Source organism: Paraburkholderia fynbosensis (assembly GCF_902859935.1).
Taxonomy (GTDB): domain Bacteria; phylum Pseudomonadota; class Gammaproteobacteria; order Burkholderiales; family Burkholderiaceae; genus Paraburkholderia; species Paraburkholderia fynbosensis.
Window position 1 is genome coordinate 33,446 of the sequence record NZ_CADIKI010000025.1, and the last position, 24,760, is coordinate 58,205.

The following is a 24,760-nucleotide window of genomic DNA, read 5'->3' on the forward strand; positions in this document are numbered from 1 at the left end:
CAGTCTTTCGACGCTGTGTGCGGTGTGTCTGAGGTTCGCTGCAAACCGCCGGCTATCAGGGGCGAGTAGCCGCGGGGCGGGGCCCGCTGCATTGTGTAATGCGGCAAACGCGGCGCGGCGGCTTTTGCACCGTGTTTGTACACCGGTTGGCGGGGCGTTCGCAACCTTCATTTTGTACTGAACGGTTCATAGGGGCCCCTTGCACCGCGCCGTTTGCCCTCTTTTCACTGCTCCGGCCAATCGACCCAACCGCACGCGATCGTGCCGTTTCGTATCAAGCCGCCGATGCCTTGCTTCGTCTACGTTTGCGCACGGGTTTATCTGAAGCGGTCGCCGCCATCCGCTGTTGCGCGACTTCGCGCACCGCGTCGATAAACGCCCGTGCCACCGGCGACGGCTGCGTGTCCGAGCGCCGGATCAAGCCGACCGGCTCGCCGGTGCCCGCGAACGGCAGCGGCAAGCGCACCAGCACGCCATGCGCCAACTCGTACTCCACCGCGCTCAGTGGCACGAACCACACGGCGTCATTCTCGAGCGTCAACGCGCGGCCCGTCGAGACCGACAGCACTTCGACGAACGCCGACAGCGGCTGCACGCCCCACGCGTTCAGCAGGCTATCCGCCGATTGCCGTATCAGCGTGCCGAACGGCGGCAGCACCACCGGAAAATCCTCCAGCGACGTCGCCGGCAAACCGGGACCGAGCGCCAGCGGATGCCCGGCCCGCACCACCGCCACCAGCGGCTCGGTGAACAACTGCTCGAAGCTGAGGCCGACCATGCGCTCGGGATCGGCGAGGCGGCCGATGGCAAATTCGATCGTGCCCGCTTTCAGGCGCTCGAGCAATTCCGGGTTCGCACCGTTGGCCAGACGCACGATCACGCGCGGCCACAGCGCCGCGAACCGTTTCAGGACCGGCGGAATCAGCGCTGCCGCGACGGTGGGCAGAATGCCGATTTCCAGCGTCGCCGCCGCGGCGCCTTCGGCGCGCGCCAGCAGGTCGACGCCCTGACGCAACGCGCTCACGCACGCGCTCGCGTGCGGCATGAAGAGTTGCCCCTCGCGGGTCGGCACGGCGCCATGGCGGCCGCGCTCGAACAGCTTCACGCCGAGAATGGCTTCGAGCTCGGCGACCGTTTTGGAGACCGCGGGCTGGGTGATCGACAGGCTGTCGGCGGCCCGCTGGACGCTGCCGAACTGGGCGACGGCCAGAAAACACTGCAGATGACGGAATTTGACGCGGCTATCCGCGAGACTGCGTTGCATAACGTAAGGTTATACGAAAAGAGCGAAAACGTCATTTTGCATAACCGCTCGGGTTGGATAAAGTCCCTCCATAACGTCGGATCCCACAATTCCTCGAAGGAGACACTCATGGAAGATTCCTTTCTTACTCCACGCGATTTCGCGTCCCACCCCCAGTACATCTATTCCAACTACGGTTCGTCGACCAAGCGCGGCCCGACGCGTCAGTTGATTCCGCTGAAGGAACGGCTGCGCGACCAGCGCGTGCCGGTCTACGGTACTGATGACCTCGGCGCGCTCGATCACGATCTGACGCGCAACGCGGTGCGCAATGGCGAACCGCTCGGCGAGCGCATCATCGTGACAGGCCGGGTGCTCGACGAAAGCGGCCGCCCCGTGCGCAATACGCTGGTCGAAATCTGGCAAGCCAACGCAGCCGGCCGTTATGTGCACAAGGCCGATCAGCACGACGCGCCGCTCGACCCGAACTTCCTCGGCTCAGGCCGCTGCATTACCGACAACGAAGGCCGCTACCGCTTCCTGACGATCAAGCCGGGCGCGTATCCGTGGGGCAATCATCCGAATGCATGGCGCCCCCAGCATATCCACTTCTCGCTGTTCGGCGAGCACTTCGGCTCGCGCCTCGTCACGCAGATGTACTTCCCCGGCGACCCGCTGCTGGCCTTCGACCCGATTTATCAGGGCACGCCGGAGCACGCCCGCGAACGCATGATCTCGAGCTTCTCGCTCGACACGACGCAAGAGGCCTATGCACTCGGCTACGATTTCGACATCGTGCTGCGCGGCCCGAATGAAACCCCGATGGAGCGCTAAGCCATGACCACGCTGAAGCAAACGCCTTCGCAAACCGTTGGACCTTATTTCGCCTACGGTCTTTGCCCGCAGCAATACGACTTCGATTTCAAAAGCCTGTTCACGCACGTTCTGGCCGACCGCGAAGCGGCCGGCGAGCACATCACGATCATCGGTCAGGTGTTCGACGGTGACGGCAAGGTGGTCGGCGATGCGATGGTCGAGATGTCGCAAGTGGACTCGAACGGCCACTATCCGGAGTCGCGTGAGGAAATCCAGAAGACCGGCTTTCGCGGCTTTGCGCGCGTCGGCACCGGTACGGACCTGCACAAGCGCTTTTTCGTGGAAACGGTGAAGCCGGGCCGCGCGAGTCCCGATGAAGCGCCGCACGTGAATGTGATCCTGACGATGCGCGGCATGCTGCTGCACACGTTCACGCGTATCTATTTCGAGGACGAAGCGCAGGCGAACGAGCGCGATGCAGTGCTGGCCACGGTTCCGGCGGATCGGCGCGACACGCTGATCGCGCGTCGCGAGCCGAATACGGCGAACGTGTACCGCTTCGACATTCACATGCAGGGCGACAAGGAAACGGTGTTTTTCGACCTATGAAGTGAGCTGTGGCGGCGGCCTGTGAGGCAGCCTGTGAAGCGCACATTTAACACTTTCAGATAGCTTCCACCTACGCTGAACGTGATCCGTCTAGCGACTCGATCGCGAACCTCCAAGTAGTTAAGCCCGCCTTGCGCGGGCTTTTTTTGTTCTGCGTAGGCCGGCAAACGGCTCAGTGCAGTGAGCAGCGCAGCCAGTGGCCGATTCTGATCACGTCGGCGATGTGGTCGTGCGCGCCGGGCGCGCCCAGCACGACGATGTCGACGGGCCGGCCATGCACCATCATTCGCACGACCACGCAGTGTCCCGCCTCGTTGATGAAGCCGGTCTTCTGCAAGACGATGGAACTGTCGCCGCCTCTGACCAACGCATTGGAGTTGTGATAACTCAGTTGTGTCCGGCCGCCGCCGGGAAAAACGATTTGCGCGCGATCGGTCGAATACGCGCGGATCAGCGGATATCGGCTGGCCGCCTCGACCAGCCGCGACAAGTCCCGCGCGGTCGAGACATTCTGCGGCGACAAGCCCGTCCCATTCACGAACGACGTGTGCCACATGCCGAGCGCACGGGCCTTCGCGTTCATCGCGGCGACAAAGCCTGGCCGGCCACCCGCATAGTCGCGGCTGAGTGCGGCCGCCGCCCGGTTCTCCGACGACATCAGCGCGATGTGCAGCATGTCGTGGCGCGACAGTTTCGAACCGACGCGCAGGCGCGAGCCCGTGAACTTGTCGAAATCCTGATCCTGCACCGTGACGTTGAGCGGCTTGCTCAGTGCATGCTTTGCATCGAGCGAGACGACTGCGGTCATCAGTTTGGATACCGAAGCAATCGGCATGACCTGGTCGGCCTGCTTTTCGGTGAGCACGGTATGCGTTCGTTCGTCGACGACGTAGACGGCTCGCGCGCGAAGCAATGCGCGCGATCGGGGCGTATAGCCGCAGCGAGCGAGGAGCTTCGGCCCGGCCTGCGCTGACGCGCGCGACGCCGACGGATGCCGGGCGCTGTGCCGCGCCGCTGGCGCCACGGCGCGCTTCGCGTGGCGAATCCCCTTCGTATTGCGAGCGGCCTGGCGGCGAGGTTTGGCGGTGAGCTTGCCGATGTGCACCGGCTGCCCGGCCCTCGTCGCCTGCTTGCGCTTGCGCGCGATGCGACGCCGGCCCTTGCCGGTGGAGGGCTTTTGCGCTTTGCCCGAGCTTCGGGCTTTCGCCTTGGACCTGTGCGGCACGGACGGCGCAACTTGCCGGTTCATGCGAGCGGCGGAATGCCTTGTCGCGTCAGAGGCCGCACCGAACGACCAGCCGATAGTCAGCCACAGCAGAGCGAACAGCACGCCGTAGCGCAGACACGCAAGGAAACAATGAGAGGGGAATGCAGATGAAGAAATTCGACGACCGTACGGCATGGAGCTTCCAGTTCTGTGCCGCGTGAGCCCGAATGGAATGGTCACGGAGTCGGCAACGACCCGCCCGATGTTAAGGCTAATCGCCCATGCGATCAACGGCCAAGGCGTACCCTGCCCGATGACCAGACGACTTGCGTATGGCAAAAGATTCGGTTAACAGCGGAAGTGATCGATGTTCTGTCCAGTGTAAATCGCGCGTGCCAGCCAGTCCGGTTTATCGCCGTGCCGTTCCACGGACGCTGCAATAACTGTCTATTCAGGAACAAAGCGCGCGGTGTCTGCTATGTTTCATCAATTAACACCCCGCGCAGGAGACACGACAATGCCCGCCTCAACCGCCATCCTCACCATTCTCGCCGCGCTGCTGCTAGGCGCCATGAGCCCGGGACCGAGCTTCGTCATCGTCGCTCGCAATGCGATCGGGCTGTCGCGCGGCGACGGTCTCGCGACGGCGCTCGGCATGGGCATGGGTGGCGTGTTTTTCAGCGGCATCGCATTGCTCGGCCTCTACACGTTGCTGGCCACGGTCGAATGGCTTTACGTCGGCCTGAAGGTGGCCGGGGGCGTCTACCTGATCTATCTCGCGTCGAAAATCTGGCGCGGCGCGGCCAAGCCGCTCGCGTTCAATGCGGCGCAAGCCGTCTCCGGCAATCCGCGTAAATCTTTCTGGATCGGCTTGAGCACGCAACTGAGCAATCCGAAAACGGCCGTCTATTACGGCAGTATCTTCGCGGCGCTGCTTCCGCAGCATCCGCCGCTGTGGTGCTACTTCGCGCTGCCGCCGGCAATCTTCACGATCGAGGCCGGCTGGTACACGATCGTCGCGTTGTGTTTTTCGAGCAAACGGCCGCGCGAGATCTATCTGCAATGGAAGGCCTGGATCGATCGCATTGCGGCAACCGCGGTGGCCGCGCTGGGATTGCGCCTGATTCTGAATGCGCACAAAGTGGGCATCTGAGAGCGCCGCCGCCCATTCGAGCTCCCCGAACGGCATGCCGCGTTGATGGGCGCCGCATGCGTGCAACCGGGGGCTCTACCGGCAGCCGCCACGTGATAGCGTTTTACCGCGCCTCGCAAAACAGTTACAAGTTATGTGTTGACGCTGACCACCTGCGCGGTTATTGTTGCACCCGAAGTTCAAGAAGTTCGATTGCTGTTCATCAATGTCTCGCTCCCTCAGCGGTATTCGTTGTCCTCTCCCTCCTTGACGCTTCACGCGCTCTTCATCAGAGCAAATTCTTCAATTTTTTTCCTCAAGGATTCTTCATGGATACCGGTATCGTTAAGTGGTTCAACGACAGCAAAGGCTTTGGCTTCATCACCCCGGACAAGGGCGGCGACGACCTGTTCGCGCATTTCTCGGAAATTCGCAGCGACGGCTTCAAGACGCTTGCTGAAAATCAGAAAGTGAGCTTCGAAACGAAGCAAGGCCCGAAGGGTCTGCAAGCGGCTAACATCAAGCCGCTGTAAGTTTGAAGGGCTCGGTGTCCGGCAACGGACATCGGGCTGCAGCGACATCCTCGCGGAGCGTTTGTCTCCCACAGTTGGCGCGATCGCTTTTTAGCTGCATTCGTTTTCGAGCAGCTTGCCTAAGCGCCAAACGCCTCGTTGCACCTCATTCTCCCCTCCGGCTTCAACGCCTATTTTTTCGCACCCCGACTGCGTCAGGATTCGGCTCGCAATGGCTTGAATCAGCTCGTCCGCGTAACTCGTATCACGGGTTCGTACGGCCGGCGCGCAATCGACATCATTAAAATATAAAATGCAAAGCAAACATCTTCATCATTACAACGGCTATGCCGTCCAACCCTCGGCGCATCGTTTGCCCGACGGCAGTTTTTCTTCCAACCTGTTGCTCGAACGCGCCGAAAGCGCACGTACCGACGGGCGCTACCAGTTCTATTCTCTCGACTACTTCACGAGCGAAGAACAGGCTCTGCAGCACTCGGCACGCTGGGCACATCATTGGGTCGACACGCGCGGTTGAGCGCACGGCTACGCTTCACGATGACATGCTGAAAGTGCATGTCTTGCGGGCGCGATCCAGCGCTCTTAGTGTCTGTAGCCCCGGTAACGGTCGGCGCGCCCTTCGGCACGTTGCTCAAACAGCGCGCTATTCGCCGCGCTCCGCTTTGACCCGCGCACGCAGTTCGAACTTCTGGATTTTTCCCGTTGACGTCTTCGGCAATTCGCCGAAGCGCACTGCTTTCGGCAACTTGTAGCCGGCCAGAAACAATCGGCAGTGCGCGATGATCTCTTCTTCGGTCGCCTGAGCGCCTTCCTTCAGTTCGACGAACGCGCACGGCACCTCCCCCCACTTAGGATCGGCCATCGCCACCACGGCGGCGACCGATACCGCCGGATGACGATACAGCGTGTCCTCGACCTCGATGCTCGAGATGTTCTCGCCGCCTGAAATGATGATGTCCTTGCTGCGGTCGCGAATGCGGATATAACCGTCGGGCATCCGCACGCCGAGATCGCCGGTATGGAACCAGCCGCCGCGGAAGGTCGCTTCGGTCGCGCGTTCGTTCTTCAGATACCCCTTCATGCAGATGTTGCCGCGAAACATGATCTCGCCGAGCGTTTCGCCGTCGTCGGGAACCGGCGCGAGCGTGTCGGGATCGAGCACGGTCACCGCGGCCTGCAGGTGATAGCGCACGCCCTGCCGCGCATTCAGCTCGGCGCGGGCGCTGTCGTCGAGCGTGTCCCACGCTTGTTGTTTCGCGCAGACTGCGGCGGGCCCATAGGTTTCGGTCAGCCCGTACACATGCGTCAGGTCGAAGCCGATCTCCTTCATCTTCGCGATCACCGCGGGCGCGGGCGCCGCGCCCGCCACCATCGTCGAGACGCGATGCGTAATTCCCTCACGCCATTCGGCCGGCGCATTCGCAAGCGCGCTCTGCACGATCGGCGCGCCGCAGTAGTGGCTGATGCCTTCGCGGCGAATCAGGTCGAACACCGTCTTCGCGTCGATTTTGCGCAAGCAGACGTTGACCCCCGCCCGCGCGGCGACGGTCCATGGAAAACACCAGCCGTTGCAGTGGAACATGGGCAAGGTCCACAGGTAGACCGCGTGCTTCGGCATGTCCCATTCGAGAATATTGCTGAGCGCATTCAGGTACGCGCCGCGGTGGTGGTAGACCACGCCCTTCGGATCGCCGGTCGTGCCCGACGTGTAGTTCAGCGCGATGGCGTCCCATTCGTCGGCCGGCTGGGTCCAGGCGAAAGCTGGGTCGCCGGCCTGCAGGAACGTTTCGTAGTCTGTCGCGCGGACGAATTGCGCTGCATCGGCGGGCATCGCGTCGGCGACACTGATCACTCGCAACGCAGGGAATTCCAGCGCCGCACGGCGCGCGAACTCGCCGTACTCCGTGTCGACGATCAACGCCCGGGCCTCGCCGTGGCGCAGCATGAACAATAGCGACGACACATCGAGCCGCGTATTGAGCGTGTTGAGCACAGCGCCCGCCATCGGCACGCCGAAGTGCGCTTCCACCATCGGTGGGATGTTGGGCAGCAACACGGCGACCGTATCGCCGCGTTCGATGCCGGCCTGCTGCAGCGCGCTGGCCAGACGCCGCGCGCGCTCGTAAGTCTCGCGCCACGTGCGGCGAATCTCCCCATGGACGACCGCGAGCCGCTCACCGTAGACTTCCGCTGCGCGCACGATGAAATCGATGGGCGTCAGCGGGACATAGTTGGCCTCGCGCTGCTCGAGACCTTCTTCGAACATGTGCTTCATTGCGTCGTCTCCTGAGGCGCGGACCGCGCCGCCGATTATTCTGATTGATGAGCTAGCCTAGCAAGTGCCATGGTGAACTGTCTGTCATCCAAATGACAGAGTAGTGCGCCCGTTGGCTTATCCGAACCGACTTTTGCCACCGACGCGCTTAACCCGCATATGAACGACGCCCCGCTCACCGCCCTCGCAGACGCCCGCCCGCACCGGCCGGAGCGGGTGGCGCGTGCCGATCTGGCGGGGTTGTTCGCCAGCTGCGCGTGGTTTCGGGCACTCGCCAGCGAGCATCAGGCGATGGTCCTCGCCACTGCGCACGCCGAGCATCTGGACAGCGGAGCGTGGATCGCGCGCCGCCAGGAGCCGTCGGACTACTGGATCGGCGTGCATGCCGGCCTGATCAAGCTCGCCATCTACAACGCCTCGGGGCGCAGTTGCACGCTGTCCGGCGTGCCGCCCGGCGGCTGGTTCGGCGAAGGCAGCGTGATCAAGCGGGAATTGCGCAAATACGACGTGGCCGCGATCCAGCCTTCGCTCGTCATGTTCGTGCCCTCCGCGACGTTCCATGCGCTGCTGGAGTCGAGCCTGCCGTTCACCGGCTTCGTGATCCGCCAACTGAACAACCGCATGGGCGAATTCATCGCATCGATTCAGAATAGTCGCTTGCTCGATGTGGATGCGCGCGTCGCGCAATCGCTCGCGCAGTTGTTCAACCCGGACCTGTATCCCGATACGGGCCGCACGCTCCCCATTTCGCAGGAAGAGGTCGGCCTGCTGGCGGGCGTGTCGCGCCAGCGGATCAATCAGGCGTTGCAAAACCTCGAACGGCTGAAAATACTGCGCCTCTCATATAACCAGATCGACGTGCTCGACCTCGAACGCCTGAGCGCGTTCGGCCGGGAGCAGATCTAGCGGCAGCATCACATGGGCGCGCTCGTCGCGCGGCCGACAAAAAAGCCGTCACGGGTTGCCCATATGACGGCTTCTGCTTATCGCCACGCAGCGAATGCGCGATCCTGGACGATCTAGCTGAGGTCGGTGTCGCTCTTGCGTGCGACGCGCCGCTCCGGAATCGCATCGGTCTCGAACAGCGCAAGCGCCACGGCATTCAGCACGCCCGCCTTCTTCCAGCGCAGGTAATAGCGATGCGCGGTCTGATATGGCACATAAGCCTCGGGCATCGCGCTCCACGGCTCTCGCGTATGCAGCACCCACATCACACTATTCAGCACCCGGCGGATATCTATGCTCGGACGTCCGCGCCGAGGTCCGCGATCCACCATTTCAGGCAGCAGGGGCGCGATACGCTGCCACTGCTCATCAGTCAACTCCTGAAAGGCCGGCCAATGAACCGGTGGATCTGGAAGGAATGTATTCATAGTGTCAACGCGCGCAGACAGTCCACTTGCCGGCGCCGGCGCGAAAATGGGGTCTACTTGATCTGTCATTTTGAGATTAACCGAAGCCCGCATTCGCGAAAGTCAATTCTTGTCAAATGCGCCGGCGCAATCACCAAAAAAGACAATACGTTATTGCGTCAAAGGGCCAATGGCGCGGCACGAGGCGTGGTCTATCATCGGCGCGCCCGGCGCCCAGCCTGTCTGCGCGCGCCGCGTTTTGATGAAAAATCCATAACCGCATATGCAGGAATTCCAGTGAGACAAATAAGACTCCTCAAGACCGCCGCACTCGTGGGCGGGGCTGCCCTCGCCGTGACGTCCGAACAGGCCATGGCGCAAAGTTCGATCACGCTGTACGGCGTCGCCGATGTCAGCGTGCGGTATCTGACGAACTCCAACGCAAAGAACGACAGCCGCCTGTACATGACCAACGGCGCGATTACCAATAGCCGCTGGGGTCTGCGCGGCTCGGAGGATCTCGGCAGCGGCCTGAAGGCGATCTTCGATCTGGAAAGCGGCATCAATCTGCAGGACGGCTCCGCCTCGGACAGCCTGCGGATCTTCAACCGCAATGCGTACGTGGGCCTGAGCAGCCCGTACGGCACGGTGACGTTCGGCCGTCAGAAAACCCCTCTGTTCGACCTGCTCGGCGATACCTATGACCCGCTCACGGTCGGCAACTACGCCGAAAACTCGTGGCTGCCGGGCGCGCTCGGCGCGGGACTCTACGCGGACAACGCCGTCAAATACACCGGCACATACAAAGGACTGACCCTGGCCGCGATGTACTCGTTCGGCACCAACTCGGAATCGACCGGCGAGGACGGCTTCTCGGGTCAGATACCGGGGCATCTCGGCGCGGGCAATATGTACGGCTTCACGTTGTCGTATGTGGCCGGGCCCTTGAGCGTCGCGGCCGGCGTGCAACAGAACAGCGACAACAGTAATCACAAGCAGACCATCTTCAACGCAAACGCGGTCTATGCGTTCAGCTCCACGAAGGTGTACGTCGGTTATCTGCATTCGAAGGACGACACGGGTTTCGTCGACAGCGCGCTCGCGCAGCAGACGCTCGTGCCGGGCGTCGATATCGTCAAGGGATCGGGTCGGGTCGACAATGGCCCGTTCGCCGGCGTCACGTGGCAGGCCACGCCCGCGCTCACGCTGACCGGCGCGGCCTACTACGACCACATGTCCAATGCGGCGATCGGCAATGGTGAAGTGGGTAGCGGCTATCGCTATACCTTCGTCGCGCTGGCTGAATACGCGTTGTCAAAGCGCACCGAGGTGTATGGCACGGTCGATTTCGACAAGGTGTCGGGTGCCGCCTCGGTCGAACTGCCGGGTCGCAGCAATCAGACCGGCGTTGCACTCGGTCTGCGCACGATTTTCTAAAGAGGCGGCGGGGTCGCAACGACCCCGCGAGGCGCGCGCATTCGAATTGCCGCGCGCATAAAAAAAGGTGCCGCGAACGGCACCTTTCTGTACTACAACCAGCTTCTGCTGAAGCTTAGAAGCGGTGACGCAGACCGACGGTCGCAGCCGTCTGGTTCTTCGACGACGACGTCGGAACCGTGTTGTCGCCGCTGTAAATCGAAGCGACACCGCCGTCGCCCATTGCGTGCTGGTACACGGCTTGAGCGTAGACGTCCGTGCGACGCGACAGCGAGTAGTCAGCCTGCAGGCCGATCTGGTGGTAACGGGTCTTCATGTCGTTGCCGTCAGCGTTTTCGCCGTAGCCACGTGCGTCGGTGAACGTGTATGCAACGCCCAGGCCCAGAGCCGGGGTCACGTTGTACTTGGCGTTGACTTCGTAGTTGTTCGAACGACCTTGACGCTGGCCAGCTGCTGCACCAACGAGGTTGTCGATACGCGACTGCGTGAATGCAGCACCGACCGTTGCCGGACCGAATGCGTACGAAGCAGCTGCGCCGAATTGACGTTGACGGAACTGACCGTCGATCGGGCCTGCCGTGTTCGCCACAACGCCGTCCGAAGCACCGGTGGTGTTGTTAGCCGGGTTGTTCTGCTGTGCGTAGGCAGCGCCCAGGTGCAGGCCTTGCCACTGGTATGCAGCACCGATGCTGTACTGGCGGTTGTTCGCGAACTGGCCAGCCTGGTTCGAGAAGCCGTACGTGCCGCCGAACGTGAAGCCAGCGTAGTTAGCGCTCGAGTACTTGATCGAGTTGTTGACCGACAGGCCGCCGTTCGTGTTCAGGTTGTCGTTGTTGAACGGGTGCGCGAAGTACGTGCCGCCCCAGCTGCCCGTTGCGGTCAGCGGTGCCAGGTAGTCTTGAGCTGCGTCGTATTGACGGCCCAGGGTAACCGTACCAAATTGCGCGCTCGACAGGCCGACGAATGCCTGACGGTTGAACATGCCGTTGTTGTTAGCGAAACGGCCGTTGTTGACGTTGAAGCCGCTTTCCAACGTGAAGATTGCCTTCAGACCGTTGCCCAGGTCTTCCGAACCACGCAGACCGAACATGCTCTGGTTGATGCCGCCGCTGCCGGCTGCCCACTTGGAGTTGTGGTCAACGTTGCTGGTGTACGTCAGGCCCGCGTCCAACAGACCATACAGGGTCACGCTGCTTTGTGCGTGAGCGACGGATGCGAACGATGCGGCGACCGCAACGACGATGAGACTCTTTTTCATGTGGGACTCCAAGTTCGATAAATTTACGCGGGGAGCGGGACCTGCCTCGGCAGCGCATGCATCGCCTGTGCTGCCGCCCTTTTGGCCGAACTGTTTAGATCAGCCGGGCACCCTTCAAACGAAGCGTGAGTGTAGGGGGACACCCTAGTAGCGGCGCAGGCAATTTACGCAACAGGATTTTTCAGAATTCGCAACAATGCCGGCAGCAAGGGCATTAAGTCGTTGTTTTACATGCGTTTATCGCAATATATGCGGTGCCGAGCGGCTGCTCTGGCCAGAAGTTATTTGCAACCTCTCAATATTCGAAGTTGTGCATATGCAACACGTTTTAATACGTGTGACGTAATCGGGTCGGAACGATTACTGATTCAAACTCGGGAGTGCCTGAAAATAAGGCAATTACGCAAAGCGGAATTCGGCGACGGCTGTAAATTTATTTCGGAAGATGGGGAACTTAATGGAGTTAATGCTGTCATCTTCGGGCTAATCAATTAGCCGTTTATTGATTGACGATGATTCATTTCATCAGTTTGCATGAATCGTTTCGTTCGAGAATAGTGCAAACGCTGCCAGAGCCTGCGTGCGTCCGCTGTCGATGAAATGGAAAAAAAAGCGCCCTCAGGCGGTTCATCGGTTCTCGCTACGTCGTTCCTACGCTCTTGCGTCGTAGGCGGGTCTTCCGCCGAAGCGCATGCATATCAGAAGGATGCCTTCAGCACGGCGTTGCCCGGAGGTGAACTGCGGCGCCGACCGCCGCGTGACACAGCCGTACTGAAAGCGGACGGCGAACATCTGACGTCCTTAGTCTTTTAACGGACAGGCCGGTCCCTTTTTCACGCGGAGTTTCCCTAATTCCCAACGAATTAGAACGTACAGCCGACGTTTCCCACGGCGCCCGAACAGCCCGTTGGCTTGCGGCTCCTCTCGCTCGGCGCGGACAATCCCGCGCTCGTCGACGCGATCTGTAGAAACTGCTTCGGCTGGCAACGAAGTTTCAACGCCCAACCGCAACGATGATTCGCACATCTACGACGAACGCGTGTGCTGGAGAGGGTTAATGGCGGTCCACCCTCTTCGAGCGCGACTCCAGGTCAGCCGGTCCCGCGAGGAACGGTTCCAATCCAAACATCCAGGCGAAGCAAAAGGTAACGCGCGCGTACGCGCTGACGTGTCGTCGCGGCGCGTTGTGCCCGGCATCGTCGAGTGGCATGGCTAATCGTGGTCGGGCCGGGACCAGATCTGTAGCGGTATGGTTGGATCGCATGATGATTCTCGTTTATTGATATTGCTTGGAAGCCGGCTTCCAGCAAGCGACGTGCCATTCCCGCGACCGAAATTCGGAACGTTTACGGCGACATTGCCGGAGCATCGCCTGTCGTCTGTGCGGTCAGCCGCCAACGGAAGAAAGGAGCGCCGAAGCAACCGTGTGGATTAACCGCAAACCAGAGGTTAATCCGAGTCGTTTTTAATGGCGTGTGCTGAGAGAAGAGGCGGTATTGATCGGGCCTAGGTTTTGCCCGTTAATCAAACCTCTTTGAACACACGAGACGAAGGTGAAAGCGCTTTTGCAATTCACCAAGCCGAATGACGACCACCCTTCTCTGCGCAGCTGCGAGATCCGGTTCGAAATCCGTCAAATGGAATCAGTAACGCGGCGCAAGCTTCAATCGCCAAAGCGCTTCAATCATTTCGTTTCGTGCCAAACAAAAAGGGTTCCGAAAAACTCGGAACCCTTTCTTCAAGCTTTGGTGGGCCGGGTGGGATTCGAACCCACGGTGGGATTTCTCCGGTGGATTATGAGTCCACTGCCTGCAACCAACACGGCGTCCAGCCCAAGAAAAAAGACCCGGTCTTGAAGGCCGGGCCCATTCGCTGGTTGGCCGACATACTACACGAAAAAGGGGCCTCCGCAACCGCTTCGCCTGAGCGAAACAACCGGGAAGCCCCTTCAAGCGCAACATTTTCCGCCTCCAACACCGGCTTCGATCAGTTCCCTTCGAGGAACGACTTCAGCTTGTCCGAGCGGCTCGGGTGACGCAGCTTGCGTAACGCCTTCGCTTCGATCTGACGGATCCGCTCACGCGTCACGTCGAACTGCTTGCCGACTTCTTCGAGCGTGTGATCGGTGCTCATCTCGATACCGAAACGCATACGCAGCACTTTCGCTTCGCGCGGCGTCAGCGAGTCGAGCACGTCCTTCACGACATCGCGCATGCTGGCATGCAGCGCGGCGTCGGCCGGCGCGACCGTGTTGTTATCCTCGATGAAGTCGCCCAGATGCGAATCGTCGTCGTCACCGATCGGCGTTTCCATCGAGATCGGCTCCTTCGCGATCTTCATGATCTTGCGGATCTTGTCTTCCGGCATTTCCATCTTCTCCGCCAGCGTTGCCGGATCCGGTTCGAGGCCGGTTTCCTGCAGAATCTGACGCGAGATGCGGTTCATCTTGTTGATCGTTTCGATCATGTGAACCGGAATCCGGATCGTACGCGCCTGGTCGGCGATCGAACGCGTAATGGCCTGGCGAATCCACCACGTCGCATACGTGGAGAACTTGTAGCCGCGACGATATTCGAACTTGTCCACCGCCTTCATCAGGCCGATGTTGCCTTCCTGAATCAGGTCGAGGAACTGCAGACCACGGTTCGTGTACTTTTTCGCAATCGAGATCACGAGACGCAGATTCGCCTCGGTCATTTCACGCTTCGCCTGCCGCGCCTTCAGTTCGCCGGCCGCCATCTGACGGTTGGTTTCCTTCAGGTCCTTCAGCGGCAGCACGACACGCGCCTGCAGGTCCAGCAGACGCTGCTGCTGTTCGCGGATCGCCGGAATATTACGCGTGAGGATCGCGCTATACGCGTGACCTTCGCCGACGATCTTGTCCGCCCACTCGAGATCCGTTTCACTGCCCGGGAAACGCGCGATGAATTCCGCACGCGGCATGCCGCACTTGTCGACCACCGTGTGCAGGATCTGACGCTCGACCTGACGCACTTCATCCACTTGCGCGCGCAGCGTGTCGCACAGACGCTCGACCGTACGCGCGGTGAAGCGGATCGTCATCAGTTCGTTCTGAATCGTTTCCTGCGCCTTCAGGTACGACTTGGACTTGTAGCCTTCCTTCTCAAACGCACGGCGCATCTTGTCGAACCATTCGCTGATCATCGCGAATTTTTCGAGCGACGCACGCCTGAGCGCTTCCATTTGCGCCGCGTTGGCCGTGGCTTGCGCGGTGCCGTCGTCTTCTTCCTCGTCCTCGTCGCTTTCTTCCTCGACTTCCTCGTCTTCGCTCTCGATCGCTTCCGCCTCCTGCGCGGAGAAGCCGTCGGCGTCTTCCGCGTTGGCGTCGATCAGGCCGTCGACCAGTTCGTCGATACGAATCTCTTCATTCGCGACGCGCTCGGCCATCGCGAGGATGTCGGCGATCGTGGTCGGGCACGCGGAGATGGCCATCACCATGTGCTTCAGACCGTCCTCGATCCGCTTCGCGATTTCGATTTCGCCTTCACGCGTGAGCAATTCGACCGTACCCATTTCGCGCATATACATACGCACGGGGTCCGTGGTGCGGCCGAATTCCGAGTCGACGGTGGACAGCGCGACTTCCGCTTCCTCTTCCACTTCGTCGTCGGACGAAGCGGCGGGCGCGTTGTCGTTCAGCAGCAGCGTTTCAGCGTCGGGGGCCTGCTCGTAGACCGCCACGCCCATGTCGTTGAACGTGCTGATGATGCCTTCGATCGCCTCGGTCTCGGTGAAGTTGTCCGGGAGGTGGTCGTTGATTTCTGCATACGTGAGAAAGCCGCGTTCCTTGCCGAGCTTGATCAGCGCGCGCAGTTTGGAGCGGCGCTCCTCGAGCTCCTCCACCGTGCCAGGCTGCGACGATGCGAATGCATCTTTCAGAAGCGCCTTTTCCTTGGCACGACGGTCGCGAGCCTTGACCTTTTCCACCTTGCCCGGTACGGCGGCAGGGGTTTCTTCGGTCTGGGTTGCATCGTCATCGACGGGTACTTCGTTCAGCTTTTTCGTCATGGAGTTCGCCGTACCGGCTGTAGTCTCGACTCGCGGCTGGTGGACAACAGCCGGTAGAACCGTGGATACTGAAGTCTCGCGCACTACCGCATCGTCCTGCGCGGCAGCCGCTTCCCTTGCGCTTCTGACACCCGGCTGCGTGGCAGCCGGCACAGCTTTCGCTCCTCTGACCGGATCCGCTCGTGCAGCGGAAACGGCCGAGGATTTCTTCCCGGCAGCCGGTGCAACACTGACAGCAGACGTTTTTCTGGCGGAAGAAACTAGCTTGGCCTCGGTGACCTTTCTGGTCGGCTCTTTTGAGCGTGTACCGGTTGTCGCCTGATTCCCGCCTGTAGTCTTTGCCATCGCATCGCCTTTTCGCCTTTGCTAGGAAAACCCTTGAAAAACAAACCGCTAGAAACCTTTAATTATACCACCCAAGGTTTCCGCCCTCTCCCTCACAGACCTAGCTGACGCTTCATATCAGCCCGTTTCCGATTCAATTCCGAAAGCTCCGCAAACTCCTCCGGCGTGTGCCGGGATTGTCGCGAAAGCTGCTCGAGACGGTCGCAATAAGCGTCGTACCGCATCTTGAGGATCGCCGCTTTCAGTTCCTCGCCCACGATCCGTTCCTGCTCGCGCCGTTCCTCGATGACGGTCGCGTCCTGAGGGTCTTTCAGCAGCAAATCCCGGACATTTTCATCATAGTCTAGAATTTTGCGAAAGATTTCCTCGAAAGTTGGGGCGTTCGCGCCGTTTCGCAATAGGTCGGACAACAACTGAAACTCCGCCGAATCGCCCAGCGCACGCGCGTGCGTCGTCACTTCCTCGAACAGTTCGCCGTGCCGTGTGACGCTCAGCAGCGCCTGCTCGGCGTCCTCGTCGAGCACCGCCACCGTGCGCGGATACATCACGAGATTGCGCAGCGTCTTTTCTTCGATCCCCGTCACGCTGCGCCGGTCCTTGCGGGCCGGCGCGAGGCGCGCCGCAGCCGCGATCCGCGAATCGACCTCGCAGAGGGCCGCCACCTCGTCGAACGGCACGTCGAGACGGTCGGCGAACATATGCATGATCTGCGCACGCAACGCGTTGGCCGGCAGGGCCTGCAGCAGCGGTTTGGCGTCGAACAGCGCACGCGCCCGGCCTTCCGGCTGATCCAGCTCCTTGCCCGTCAGCACTTCGTTGAGCATGAACTGCGAGAGCGGCATCGCGCGCTCGACCTGCTCGGCGAACGCCTCGGTGCCGAATTCACGCACGTAGCTATCCGGATCGTGCTCGGACGGCAGAAACAGGAACCGGATCGTCCGGTTGTCCGCCGCGTGTGGCAGGCAGGCGTCCAGCGCCCGGCGAGCGGCGCGCCGCCCTGCCGAATCGCCGTCGAAACTGAAGATGACCGTATCGGTCTGGCGCATCAGTTTCTGCACATGAACCGGCGTGCAAGCCGTGCCGAGCGTGGCGACCGCGTTCTGAAACCCCAATTGGGCCAGCGCGACCACGTCCATATAGCCTTCCACGACCAGCACGTAGTGCTGTTCGCGAATCGCCAGACGCGCTTCGAACAGCCCATACAGCTCGCTGCCCTTGTTAAATAGAGGCGTTTCGGGCGAATTCAAATATTTCGGTTCGCCGCCGTCCAGCACGCGGCCGCCAAAGCCGATCACCTGCCCCTTCACGTTGCGTATCGGGAACATGATCCGCTCGCGAAAGCGGTCGTAGCGGCGGTTCTGTCCCTGTGCGTCGGACTTTTCGCTGACGATGACGAGGCCAGATTCCACCAGCGCGTCGTCGCGATAATTGGGGAAGGCCGCTTCGAGATTCTGCCAGCCGTCTGGTGCGTAGCCCAAACCGAAGCGCGCGGCAATTTCGCCGGTCAAGCCGCGTTTTTTCAGGTACTGGATCGCGCCCGGCGCGCCGCGCAACTGCTTGCGGTAGAAATCGCAAGCGGTCTGCATGACATCTGAGAGTGCCGTCGTGACGGCTTTGGACGCCGCCGGTGCATAGCCGCCGGCGCTGCCCCCGCCATATCCCGGCGACGGCTCGTTCGGCACGGTCAAGCCCACCGATTGCGCCAGATCGTTGACCGCCTCCGGAAACGAGGATCCCACATGTTCCATCAGGAAGCCGATGGCCGTGCCGTGCGCTCCGCAGCCGAAGCAGTGATAAAACTGTTTAGTCGGACTAACGGTAAACGAAGGGCTTTTCTCGTTGTGAAACGGGCACAGCCCCATGAAGTTCGCGCCGCCCTTTTTCAGCTGCACATACCGGCCGACCACGTCGACGATATCAACGCGGTTGAGCAGATCCTGCAGGAATGACGGTGGAATCACAGTAGATGACGCTACCTAAAAAGCTCAACGCTGCGCGCGGCGTCGGACGACGGCGCGCGCAGGCCGGACAAACTCAGATTACTTCGCGAGCGCGGCTTTGACTTGCGCCGACACCGCGGTCATATCGGCGCGACCGGCCAGCTTCGGCTTGAGCACGCCCATCACCTTACCCATGTCCTGCGGGCCGGCCGCGCCGGTTTGGGCGACCGCAGCCTGGACTTCGGCAACGATTTCCGCCTCGGACATCTGCTCCGGCATGTAGGCGGACAGAATTGCCAGCTCGGCCTTTTCCTTGTCGGCCAGATCTGTGCGGCCTGCGGCCTCGAACTGGCTGATGGAGTCCTTGCGCTGCTTGATCATCTTGTCGACGACCGCGGTGATCGCGGCGTCGTCGAGCATGACGCGCTCATCGACTTCGCGCTGCTTGATGGCGGCGAGCAGCAGGCGGATCGTGCCGAGACGCTCGGTCTCACGCGCCCGCATGGCAGCTTTCATATCGTCGTTGATCCGGTCCTTGAGACTCATCACTCACCTGAATGCGTTGAAAGTTGAAAAAGCGGCCGGGTCGAATGCATCAACACGAATACCCGCTTGGGGACTGCTTCCTCAAGCGGGTTGGCGCAATGTGCGTAGTGGATGCGACCCTGCCGGCTGGCCCGACGAACCGTGTTTTCCGTGATGATACTTCGCGTGCCCTCACCGGTGGATGTCGCCGCTCCGTTTGACCGGGACCGCGGCAACGCCAGAATCAGTAGAACTTCTTTGGCAGCATCTGGACACGCAGACGCTTGAAGTGACGCTTCACCGCGGCGGCTTTCTTGCGCTTGCGTTCAGCCGTAGGCTTTTCGTAAAACTCGCGAGCGCGAAGTTCCGTCAGCAAGCCGTTTTTCTCCATGGTGCGTTTGAAACGGCGCATGGCGACTTCAAACGGCTCGTTGTCTTTTACGCGGATGGTCGTCATTTTTCAATAACGGAACTTTGTAAAGGTTCAGGAGTATAGCAGAGCTTTCTCACAAAGCTAATGCGCCGTCAAGCCCCCTGGACGTACTCCGCGGCCGCCTGGCCAGCCGCCACGCCAGAGGCCCACGCCCACTGGAAGTTGTAGCCACCGAGCCAGCCGGTCACGTCGACCGCCTCGCCGATGAAGTACAGCCCCGGCGCCTTCGCGCTCATCATCGTCGTTGACGACAGGTCGCGCGTGTCGACGCCGCCGCGCGTCACTTCGGCTTTGCGATAGCCTTCGGTGCCGTTCGGGGTGAGCGTCCAACGCGACAGCGCTTCACCGATGCGCCGCAACGTCTTGTCCGGCAGATCGGCCACGCGGGCTTCGGCAGAAATCTGGTGGGTTTCCAGCCACACGTGAGCGAGCCGCTGCGGCACCCACTCGGATAGCAGATTGGCGATCTGGCGCTTCGTGCCGGTCTTTGCTTCGAGCAGGGCGGTCGTCGCGTCGCGCTCTGCCAACAGGTTGATGTGAATTGGCTCGCCGGGTTGCCAGTAGCTCGAGATTTGCAGCACGCCCGGGCCCGACAGACCACGGTGCGTGAGCAGCAGGTCCTCGGTGAATTCGGCGCCGGCCTTCCTGTTGCCGGTCGCCAGTTGCACTTCGAGCGACACGCCGGAGAGTGCCGAGAACGGCTCCCAGTCGGCGGCGGCGAAGGTCAGCGGAACCAGCGCGGGACGCGTATCGATCAATTTGTGACCGAACTGTTTGGCAAGCCGATAGGCGAAATCGGTGGCGCCGATCTTGGGGATCGACAGCCCGCCAGTCGCGATCACCAACGCGCGCGCGGTGATCGGGCCGGACAGCGTATCCAGCGTGTACCGGCCCTGCGCGTCCTGCCGCACGCCTTCCACCGACAACGGCGTGCGCCATGCGACACGGCCGGCGTCGCACTCGCTCTTCAACACGTTGATGACCGCGTCGCTCGACTGGTCGCAGAAAAGCTGCCCCTTGTGCTTCTCGTGCCACGTCACGCGGTGACGCTTGAGCAACGCCATGAAATCGCGCGGCGTGTAGCGCGCCAGCGCGGACCGGCAAAAATGTGGATTGGCCGACAGGTAATTGGCCGGCCCGGCGTACACATTCGTGAAGTTGCACCGGCCACCGCCGGAGATGCGGATTTTTTCCGCGAGACGTTGCGAGTGGTCGATCAGCACCACGCGCCGGCCGAGTTGCCCGGCCACGGCCGCGCACATCATGCCGGCCGCGCCTGCGCCGATCACCGCGATATCGAAAGATTCCATGGGGCCGCATTGTACCTGCGGGATAGCGGCCCTCTGCGGCTTGGTGCCCGCACTGCTATACTTTCAGGCTGGCCTTTTATTTCTGGGCGCAAGGGTGTTGTCACTCGTGCGTCCCTTCAGACCCACCATCATGCTCGTTCTCGGCATCGAAAGCTCCTGCGACGAAACCGGTCTCGCGCTCTACGACACGGAGCGCGGCCTGCTTGCGCACGCGCTGCATTCGCAGATTGCGATGCATCGGGAGTACGGCGGCGTCGTGCCCGAGTTGGCGTCGCGCGACCACATCCGACGTGCGCTGCCGCTGCTTGAAGAGGTGATGGGGCGTGCCGGCGCGGCGCGCAGCGACATCGACGCGATCGCCTATACGCAAGGGCCTGGGCTCGCGGGCGCGTTGCTGGTCGGCGCGAGTGTCGCCAATTCGCTGGCAATGGCGTGGGACAAGCCGACCATCGGCATCCACCACCTCGAAGGGCACCTGTTGTCGCCGCTGCTGGTGGATGAGCCGCCGCCGTTCCCGTTCGTGGCGCTGCTGGTGTCAGGCGGACATACGCAATTGATGCGCGTGACGGACGTGGGCGTCTACGAGACGCTCGGCGAAACGCTGGACGACGCGGCCGGCGAAGCGTTCGACAAAACCGCCAAACTGCTCGGCCTCGGTTATCCGGGCGGCCCGGAAGTGTCTCGCATGGCGGAATTCGGCACGCCCGGCGCGGTAGTCCTGCCCCGCCCGATGCTGCATTCCGGCGACCTCGACTTCAGCTTCAGCGGCCTGAAGACCGCCGTCCTCACGCACGCGAAGAAGCTCGGCGGCGCGAATATCTGCGAGCAGGCGAAAGCGGATCTGGCGCGCGGCTTCGTCGACGCCGCGGTGGAAGTGCTGGCGGCGAAGTCGCTGGCGGCGCTGAAAAAGACCCGGCTCAACCGGCTGGTCGTCGCGGGGGGCGTGGGCGCCAACCGGCAACTGCGCGAGGCGCTGTCCGCCGCCGCGAAAAAGCGCAACTTCTTCGTGCACTACCCCGACTTGTCGCTGTGCACGGACAACGGCGCGATGATCGCGCTGGCCGGTGCGTTGCGATTGCAGCGCTGGCCCGATCAATCGGCTAAAGACTACGCGTTCACGGTGAAGCCGCGCTGGGATCTGACTTCCCTCGCACGCTGAATTGAATATCGCCGCATCATAAGAAAAGCCGCTTCAAAAGCGGCTTTTTCAATGCGGTCAAACCAGCGAACACACGCAAGGGCGTGTCTCACCCCACCCGCTTGTCGCGCTCGATCACCGCATAGGCGCTGTGATTGTGAATCGACTCGAAGTTCTCCGCTTCGAGCACATAGGCGACGATCCGCTCGTCCGCATTCAGCCGTTGCGCGACGTCGCGCACCAGGTCTTCGACGAACTTCGGATTTTCATACGCGCGCTCGGTGACGAACTTCTCGTCGGGGCGCTTGAGCAAGCCCCAAAGTTCGCACGATGCTTCTTCCTCCGCAATGCGAACCAATTCTTCCACCGCCACGTCGCCGGTCAGTTCGGCGTTGATCGTGACGTGCGAGCGCTGGTTATGCGCGCCGTACTGCGAAATCTTTTTCGAACACGGGCACAGGCTCGTGACTGGCACCAGCACCTTCAGAAACAGGCGCGTCGTGCCGTTGCGGGTGTCGCCCGTCAGCGTGACTTCGTAGTCGAGCAGACTCTGCACGCCCGAAACCGGCGCGGTCTTGTTCACAAAGTACGGGAACGACACTTCGATGCGGCCCGCCTCGGCTTCGAGCTTTTCGAGCATGGCGGCGAGCATGGTGCGAAAAGTGGCCGGTCCGAGCGGCGCCTTGTTCTCCTCGAGCAACGCCACGAAACGCGACATATGCGTGCCCTTCTGTTCAGCCGGGAGATGCACGTCGAGATTCCACGTGCCGACCGTCGGCTGCACTTCGCCGCTTTGCGTGCGCACCGTCAACGGATGACGTACGCCCTTGACGCCGACCCGCTGAATCGGGATCTGGCGCGTGTCGGGCGTGCTTTGCACGTCGGGCATGATAAAGGCGGGATTCATCTGGTTCATTGTGTTGTCCTTTCAGGAAAGCGCCGGGCCGCCCCGAGTTTCCGCTCCGCCGGAACCCCCGCCCCGAACGAAGCCCCTTGGGGAATGGGAGGATCGGGGCGATGGCCCCCAACGAGGGGCCGCCCTGAACCAGCGGATTCAGGGGCTCTCAGCGGCCGTGCGGATAGTGCGCGCAACGGCCAACGCCGGCCTTGGCCGGCGTTGGAAGATGGGCCCGCAGGCCCATCGATTCGAGTTGGAGATGGCAAAAAGCGGATTGGCAGCCGTCATCGCATCGCGGCGGCATGCCGGTCGGCAACGCCTTACGCGACGCGCTTCACCGACGATTGAACGCCGAGCGCGCCGTTCGACAAAAACCGCTCGCGAATCGACTTGGCGATACCGACGGCGTCGAGACCGCATGCGGCGAGCAGCTTGGCCGGGTCGCCATGATCGATGAAGCGGTCGGGCAAGCCCAATTGCAGCACCGGCCGCATCACGCCCGCTTCGAGCAGCGCTTCGACGCAAGCCGAGCCCGCGCCGCCCATCACGCAGCCTTCTTCGACGGTGACGATGGCGTCGTGCGTCTCGGCCAGTCGACGGACCAGCTCGGCGTCGAGCGGCTTCACGAAGCGCATGTTCGCGACGGTGGCGTCCAGTTGCTCGGCCGCCGCCAGCGACGGCGCGACCATCGTGCCGAACGCGAGGATCGCAATGCGCTTGCCCACCGGCTGCGCCGTCTCGCGCCGCACTTCGCCCTTGCCGAGCGGCAGCGCCGCCATCTGCTTGACGGTGGCGACACCCGTACCCGCGCCGCGCGGATAACGCACCGCCGTCGGGTTCGGCTGCTGCAGCGCGGTGTATAGCATCTGCCGGCATTCGTTTTCGTCCGACGGCGCCATGACCGTCATGTTCGGGATGCAGCGCATGAACGCGAGGTCGTAAGCACCCGCGTGCGTGGCGCCGTCTGCACCGACCAGACCCGCGCGGTCGATGGCGAACACCACCGGCAGGTTTTGCAGCGCGACGTCGTGAATCAGCTGGTCGTAGGCACGCTGCAGGAAGGTCGAGTAGATCGCGACCACTGGCTTCATGCCGTCCGCGGCAAGACCGCCGGCAAACGTCACCGCGTGCTGTTCGGCAATGCCGACGTCGAAATAACGATCCGGGAAGCGCTTCTCGAACTCGACCATGCCCGAGCCCTCGCGCATGGCCGGCGTGATGCCGATCACGCGCGAATCCAGCTCGGCGGCGTCGCACAGCCATTCGCCGAATACCTGCGTGTAGGTCTTCTTCGACGGCGTGGTGGCGGGCTTGATGCCTTCGGCCGGATTGAACTTGCCCGGGCCGTGGTACAGCACCGGATCGGCCTCGGCCAGCTTGTAGCCCTGGCCTTTCTTCGTCACGACGTGCAGGAATTGCGGGCCGCGCAGTTCCTTGATGTTCTGCAGCGTCGGGATCAGCGAGTCGAGATCATGACCGTCGATCGGGCCGATGTAGTTGAAGCCGAACTCTTCGAACAGCGTGGCCGGCACGATCATGCCCTTCGCGTGCTCTTCGAGCTTGCGGGCGAGGTCGAGCATCGGCGGCGCGACGCGCAGCACGCGTTCGACGCCCGCGCGCGCGGCGGCGTAGAAGCGGCCGGACATCAGGCGCGCCAGATGGCGATTGAGCGCGCCGACCGGCGGCGAGATCGACATGTCGTTGTCGTTCAGGATCACCAGCAGCGGCACGTCGTCTTCGACGCCGGCGTTGTTCATGGCCTCGAAGGCCATGCCCGCCGTCATCGCGCCGTCGCCGATCACGGCGATGCCCATGCGGTTGTCGCCCTGCAGCTTACTCGCGACCGCCATGCCGAGCGCAGCGGAGATCGACGTGCTGGAGTGCGCGGTGCCGAAGGTGTCGTATTCGGACTCGTCGCGTTTCGGGAAGCCCGATATGCCGCCGAGCTGACGCAGCGTGTGCATCTGGTCGCGGCGGCCCGTGAGGATCTTGTGCGGATAGGTTTGATGGCCCACGTCCCAGACAATGCGGTCGTGCGGCGTGTCGAACACGTAGTGCAGAGCAATGGTCAACTCGACCGTGCCGAGGTTGGACGAAAGATGGCCGCCCGTCTGCGATACGCTGTCGAGCACGAAAGCACGCAACTCGTCGGCAAGCGGTTGCAATTGGCGGCGATCGAGGCGGCGCAAGGCTGCCGGGTCGTCGATGGTTTTCAGCAAGTCGTACATCGTCGTTCCATTGTAGGAAAACTTACGCGCCCGCACTTCATACATGCACCCC

20 protein-coding genes and 1 tRNA gene are annotated in these 24,760 nt (G+C 61.9%); 8 read left to right on the forward strand and 13 right to left on the reverse strand.

Translation table 11 applies throughout. The features are described 5' to 3' along the window. Window positions 1-274 precede the first annotated feature (274 nt). Window positions 275-1,264 (reverse strand): pca operon transcription factor PcaQ, encoded by a 990-nt coding sequence (gene pcaQ, locus HV770_RS31690; protein WP_175165452.1) that lies wholly within the window; start codon window positions 1,262-1,264, stop codon window positions 275-277. 108 nt (window positions 1,265-1,372) lie between these two features. On the opposite strand from pcaQ, the gene pcaH reads away from it, so the two are divergent. Next, entirely contained in the window at window positions 1,373-2,077 is a 705-nt protein-coding gene (gene pcaH, locus HV770_RS31695) for a protocatechuate 3,4-dioxygenase subunit beta (protein WP_121320318.1), read from the forward strand. A gap of 3 nt (window positions 2,078-2,080) precedes the next feature. Beyond that, window positions 2,081-2,668: a protocatechuate 3,4-dioxygenase subunit alpha gene (gene pcaG, locus HV770_RS31700; RefSeq protein ID WP_175165453.1), complete on the forward strand. Its 588-nt coding sequence runs from the start codon at window positions 2,081-2,083 to the stop codon at window positions 2,666-2,668. Window positions 2,669-2,840: 172 nt separating this feature from the next. On the opposite strand, the gene HV770_RS31705 is transcribed toward pcaG, so the two are convergent. Then, complete coding sequence (locus tag HV770_RS31705) at window positions 2,841-3,917, reverse strand: serine hydrolase (RefSeq protein ID WP_425497511.1); 1,077 nt, start codon at window positions 3,915-3,917, stop codon at window positions 2,841-2,843. A gap of 475 nt (window positions 3,918-4,392) precedes the next feature. Between HV770_RS31705 and HV770_RS31710 the strand changes: the two genes are divergently transcribed. From HV770_RS31710 to HV770_RS31720, 3 genes are all read left to right on the forward strand, one after another. Further along, entirely contained in the window at window positions 4,393-5,028 is a 636-nt protein-coding gene (locus tag HV770_RS31710) for a LysE family translocator (RefSeq protein WP_175165455.1), read from the forward strand. Window positions 5,029-5,336: 308 nt separating this feature from the next. Beyond that, a complete protein-coding gene (locus tag HV770_RS31715; protein ID WP_121320308.1) occupies window positions 5,337-5,540 on the forward strand; it encodes a cold-shock protein in 204 nt (67 codons plus the stop codon). A gap of 292 nt (window positions 5,541-5,832) precedes the next feature. After that, complete coding sequence (locus HV770_RS31720; RefSeq protein WP_121320306.1) at window positions 5,833-6,057, forward strand: hypothetical protein; 225 nt, start codon at window positions 5,833-5,835, stop codon at window positions 6,055-6,057. A gap of 126 nt (window positions 6,058-6,183) precedes the next feature. On the opposite strand, the gene HV770_RS31725 is transcribed toward HV770_RS31720, so the two are convergent. Next, entirely contained in the window at window positions 6,184-7,815 is a 1,632-nt protein-coding gene (locus HV770_RS31725; protein ID WP_175165456.1) for an acyl-CoA synthetase, read from the reverse strand. 159 nt (window positions 7,816-7,974) lie between these two features. Here HV770_RS31725 and HV770_RS31730 point away from each other — a divergent pair, with 159 nt between their 5' ends. After that, entirely contained in the window at window positions 7,975-8,721 is a 747-nt protein-coding gene (locus tag HV770_RS31730) for a Crp/Fnr family transcriptional regulator (RefSeq protein ID WP_175165457.1), read from the forward strand. Window positions 8,722-8,834: 113 nt separating this feature from the next. Here the strand turns inward: HV770_RS31730 and HV770_RS31735 are convergent, their stop codons facing one another. Continuing rightward, complete coding sequence (locus HV770_RS31735) at window positions 8,835-9,281, reverse strand: transposase (RefSeq protein WP_343048357.1); 447 nt, start codon at window positions 9,279-9,281, stop codon at window positions 8,835-8,837. A gap of 183 nt (window positions 9,282-9,464) precedes the next feature. Here HV770_RS31735 and HV770_RS31740 point away from each other — a divergent pair, with 183 nt between their 5' ends. Further along, the gene (locus HV770_RS31740; RefSeq protein ID WP_175165459.1) at window positions 9,465-10,604 is read left to right on the forward strand and encodes a porin; all 1,140 of its coding nucleotides are present in this window, start codon (window positions 9,465-9,467) and stop codon (window positions 10,602-10,604) included. Window positions 10,605-10,719: 115 nt separating this feature from the next. Here HV770_RS31740 and HV770_RS31745 read toward each other — a convergent pair whose 3' ends face one another. The 7 genes from HV770_RS31745 to HV770_RS31775 form a co-directional block, all read right to left on the reverse strand. After that, window positions 10,720-11,862, reverse strand: coding sequence for a porin (locus HV770_RS31745; protein ID WP_175165460.1), 1,143 nt, complete (start codon window positions 11,860-11,862; stop codon window positions 10,720-10,722). A gap of 1,746 nt (window positions 11,863-13,608) precedes the next feature. Further along, window positions 13,609-13,696 (reverse strand) — tRNA-Ile (locus HV770_RS31750). Window positions 13,697-13,848: 152 nt separating this feature from the next. Next, complete coding sequence (gene rpoD / locus HV770_RS31755) at window positions 13,849-16,236, reverse strand: RNA polymerase sigma factor RpoD (RefSeq protein WP_175165461.1); 2,388 nt, start codon at window positions 16,234-16,236, stop codon at window positions 13,849-13,851. A gap of 92 nt (window positions 16,237-16,328) precedes the next feature. After that, on the reverse strand, window positions 16,329-18,197 hold the full coding sequence (gene dnaG, locus HV770_RS31760; protein ID WP_175165462.1) for a DNA primase: 1,869 nt from the start codon (window positions 18,195-18,197) through the stop codon (window positions 16,329-16,331). A 78-nt stretch (window positions 18,198-18,275) separates the two neighbouring features. Then, window positions 18,276-18,722: a GatB/YqeY domain-containing protein gene (locus HV770_RS31765; RefSeq protein ID WP_175165463.1), complete on the reverse strand. Its 447-nt coding sequence runs from the start codon at window positions 18,720-18,722 to the stop codon at window positions 18,276-18,278. 223 nt (window positions 18,723-18,945) lie between these two features. Continuing rightward, entirely contained in the window at window positions 18,946-19,158 is a 213-nt protein-coding gene (gene rpsU, locus HV770_RS31770) for a 30S ribosomal protein S21 (RefSeq protein ID WP_175165464.1), read from the reverse strand. Between the two features lie 68 nt (window positions 19,159-19,226). Next, on the reverse strand, window positions 19,227-20,444 hold the full coding sequence (locus HV770_RS31775) for a BaiN/RdsA family NAD(P)/FAD-dependent oxidoreductase (RefSeq protein ID WP_175165465.1): 1,218 nt from the start codon (window positions 20,442-20,444) through the stop codon (window positions 19,227-19,229). Between the two features lie 130 nt (window positions 20,445-20,574). Here HV770_RS31775 and tsaD point away from each other — a divergent pair, with 130 nt between their 5' ends. Continuing rightward, window positions 20,575-21,603, forward strand: coding sequence for a tRNA (adenosine(37)-N6)-threonylcarbamoyltransferase complex transferase subunit TsaD (gene tsaD, locus HV770_RS31780; RefSeq protein WP_175165530.1), 1,029 nt, complete (start codon window positions 20,575-20,577; stop codon window positions 21,601-21,603). A gap of 88 nt (window positions 21,604-21,691) precedes the next feature. On the opposite strand, the gene folE2 is transcribed toward tsaD, so the two are convergent. After that, window positions 21,692-22,498: a GTP cyclohydrolase FolE2 gene (gene folE2 / locus HV770_RS31785; RefSeq protein WP_175165466.1), complete on the reverse strand. Its 807-nt coding sequence runs from the start codon at window positions 22,496-22,498 to the stop codon at window positions 21,692-21,694. 302 nt (window positions 22,499-22,800) lie between these two features. Beyond that, the gene (gene dxs, locus HV770_RS31790; RefSeq protein WP_175165467.1) at window positions 22,801-24,708 is read right to left on the reverse strand and encodes a 1-deoxy-D-xylulose-5-phosphate synthase; all 1,908 of its coding nucleotides are present in this window, start codon (window positions 24,706-24,708) and stop codon (window positions 22,801-22,803) included. Window positions 24,709-24,760 lie beyond the last annotated feature (52 nt).

What these genes read in the sequence shown, in the direction of transcription:
- HV770_RS31720 (WP_121320306.1), top strand. Translation starts at nt 5,833, where the DNA reads ATGCAAAGCAAACATCTTCATCATTACAACGGCTATGCCGTCCAACCC.
- rpoD (WP_175165461.1), bottom strand. Translation starts at nt 16,236, where the DNA reads ATGGCAAAGACTACAGGCGGGAATCAGGCGACAACCGGTACACGCTCA.
- HV770_RS31725 (WP_175165456.1), bottom strand. Translation starts at nt 7,815, where the DNA reads ATGAAGCACATGTTCGAAGAAGGTCTCGAGCAGCGCGAGGCCAACTAT.
- rpsU (WP_175165464.1), bottom strand. Translation starts at nt 19,158, where the DNA reads ATGACGACCATCCGCGTAAAAGACAACGAGCCGTTTGAAGTCGCCATG.
- pcaQ (WP_175165452.1), bottom strand. Translation starts at nt 1,264, where the DNA reads ATGCAACGCAGTCTCGCGGATAGCCGCGTCAAATTCCGTCATCTGCAG.
- folE2 (WP_175165466.1), bottom strand. Translation starts at nt 22,498, where the DNA reads ATGAACCAGATGAATCCCGCCTTTATCATGCCCGACGTGCAAAGCACG.
- HV770_RS31775 (WP_175165465.1), bottom strand. Translation starts at nt 20,444, where the DNA reads ATGGAATCTTTCGATATCGCGGTGATCGGCGCAGGCGCGGCCGGCATG.
- HV770_RS31745 (WP_175165460.1), bottom strand. Translation starts at nt 11,862, where the DNA reads ATGAAAAAGAGTCTCATCGTCGTTGCGGTCGCCGCATCGTTCGCATCC.
- dxs (WP_175165467.1), bottom strand. Translation starts at nt 24,708, where the DNA reads ATGTACGACTTGCTGAAAACCATCGACGACCCGGCAGCCTTGCGCCGC.
- pcaG (WP_175165453.1), top strand. Translation starts at nt 2,081, where the DNA reads ATGACCACGCTGAAGCAAACGCCTTCGCAAACCGTTGGACCTTATTTC.
- HV770_RS31705 (WP_425497511.1), bottom strand. Translation starts at nt 3,917, where the DNA reads ATGAACCGGCAAGTTGCGCCGTCCGTGCCGCACAGGTCCAAGGCGAAA.
- HV770_RS31765 (WP_175165463.1), bottom strand. Translation starts at nt 18,722, where the DNA reads ATGAGTCTCAAGGACCGGATCAACGACGATATGAAAGCTGCCATGCGG.
- HV770_RS31735 (WP_343048357.1), bottom strand. Translation starts at nt 9,281, where the DNA reads ATGCGGGCTTCGGTTAATCTCAAAATGACAGATCAAGTAGACCCCATT.
- tsaD (WP_175165530.1), top strand. Translation starts at nt 20,575, where the DNA reads ATGCTCGTTCTCGGCATCGAAAGCTCCTGCGACGAAACCGGTCTCGCG.
- HV770_RS31715 (WP_121320308.1), top strand. Translation starts at nt 5,337, where the DNA reads ATGGATACCGGTATCGTTAAGTGGTTCAACGACAGCAAAGGCTTTGGC.
- HV770_RS31730 (WP_175165457.1), top strand. Translation starts at nt 7,975, where the DNA reads ATGAACGACGCCCCGCTCACCGCCCTCGCAGACGCCCGCCCGCACCGG.
- pcaH (WP_121320318.1), top strand. Translation starts at nt 1,373, where the DNA reads ATGGAAGATTCCTTTCTTACTCCACGCGATTTCGCGTCCCACCCCCAG.
- HV770_RS31710 (WP_175165455.1), top strand. Translation starts at nt 4,393, where the DNA reads ATGCCCGCCTCAACCGCCATCCTCACCATTCTCGCCGCGCTGCTGCTA.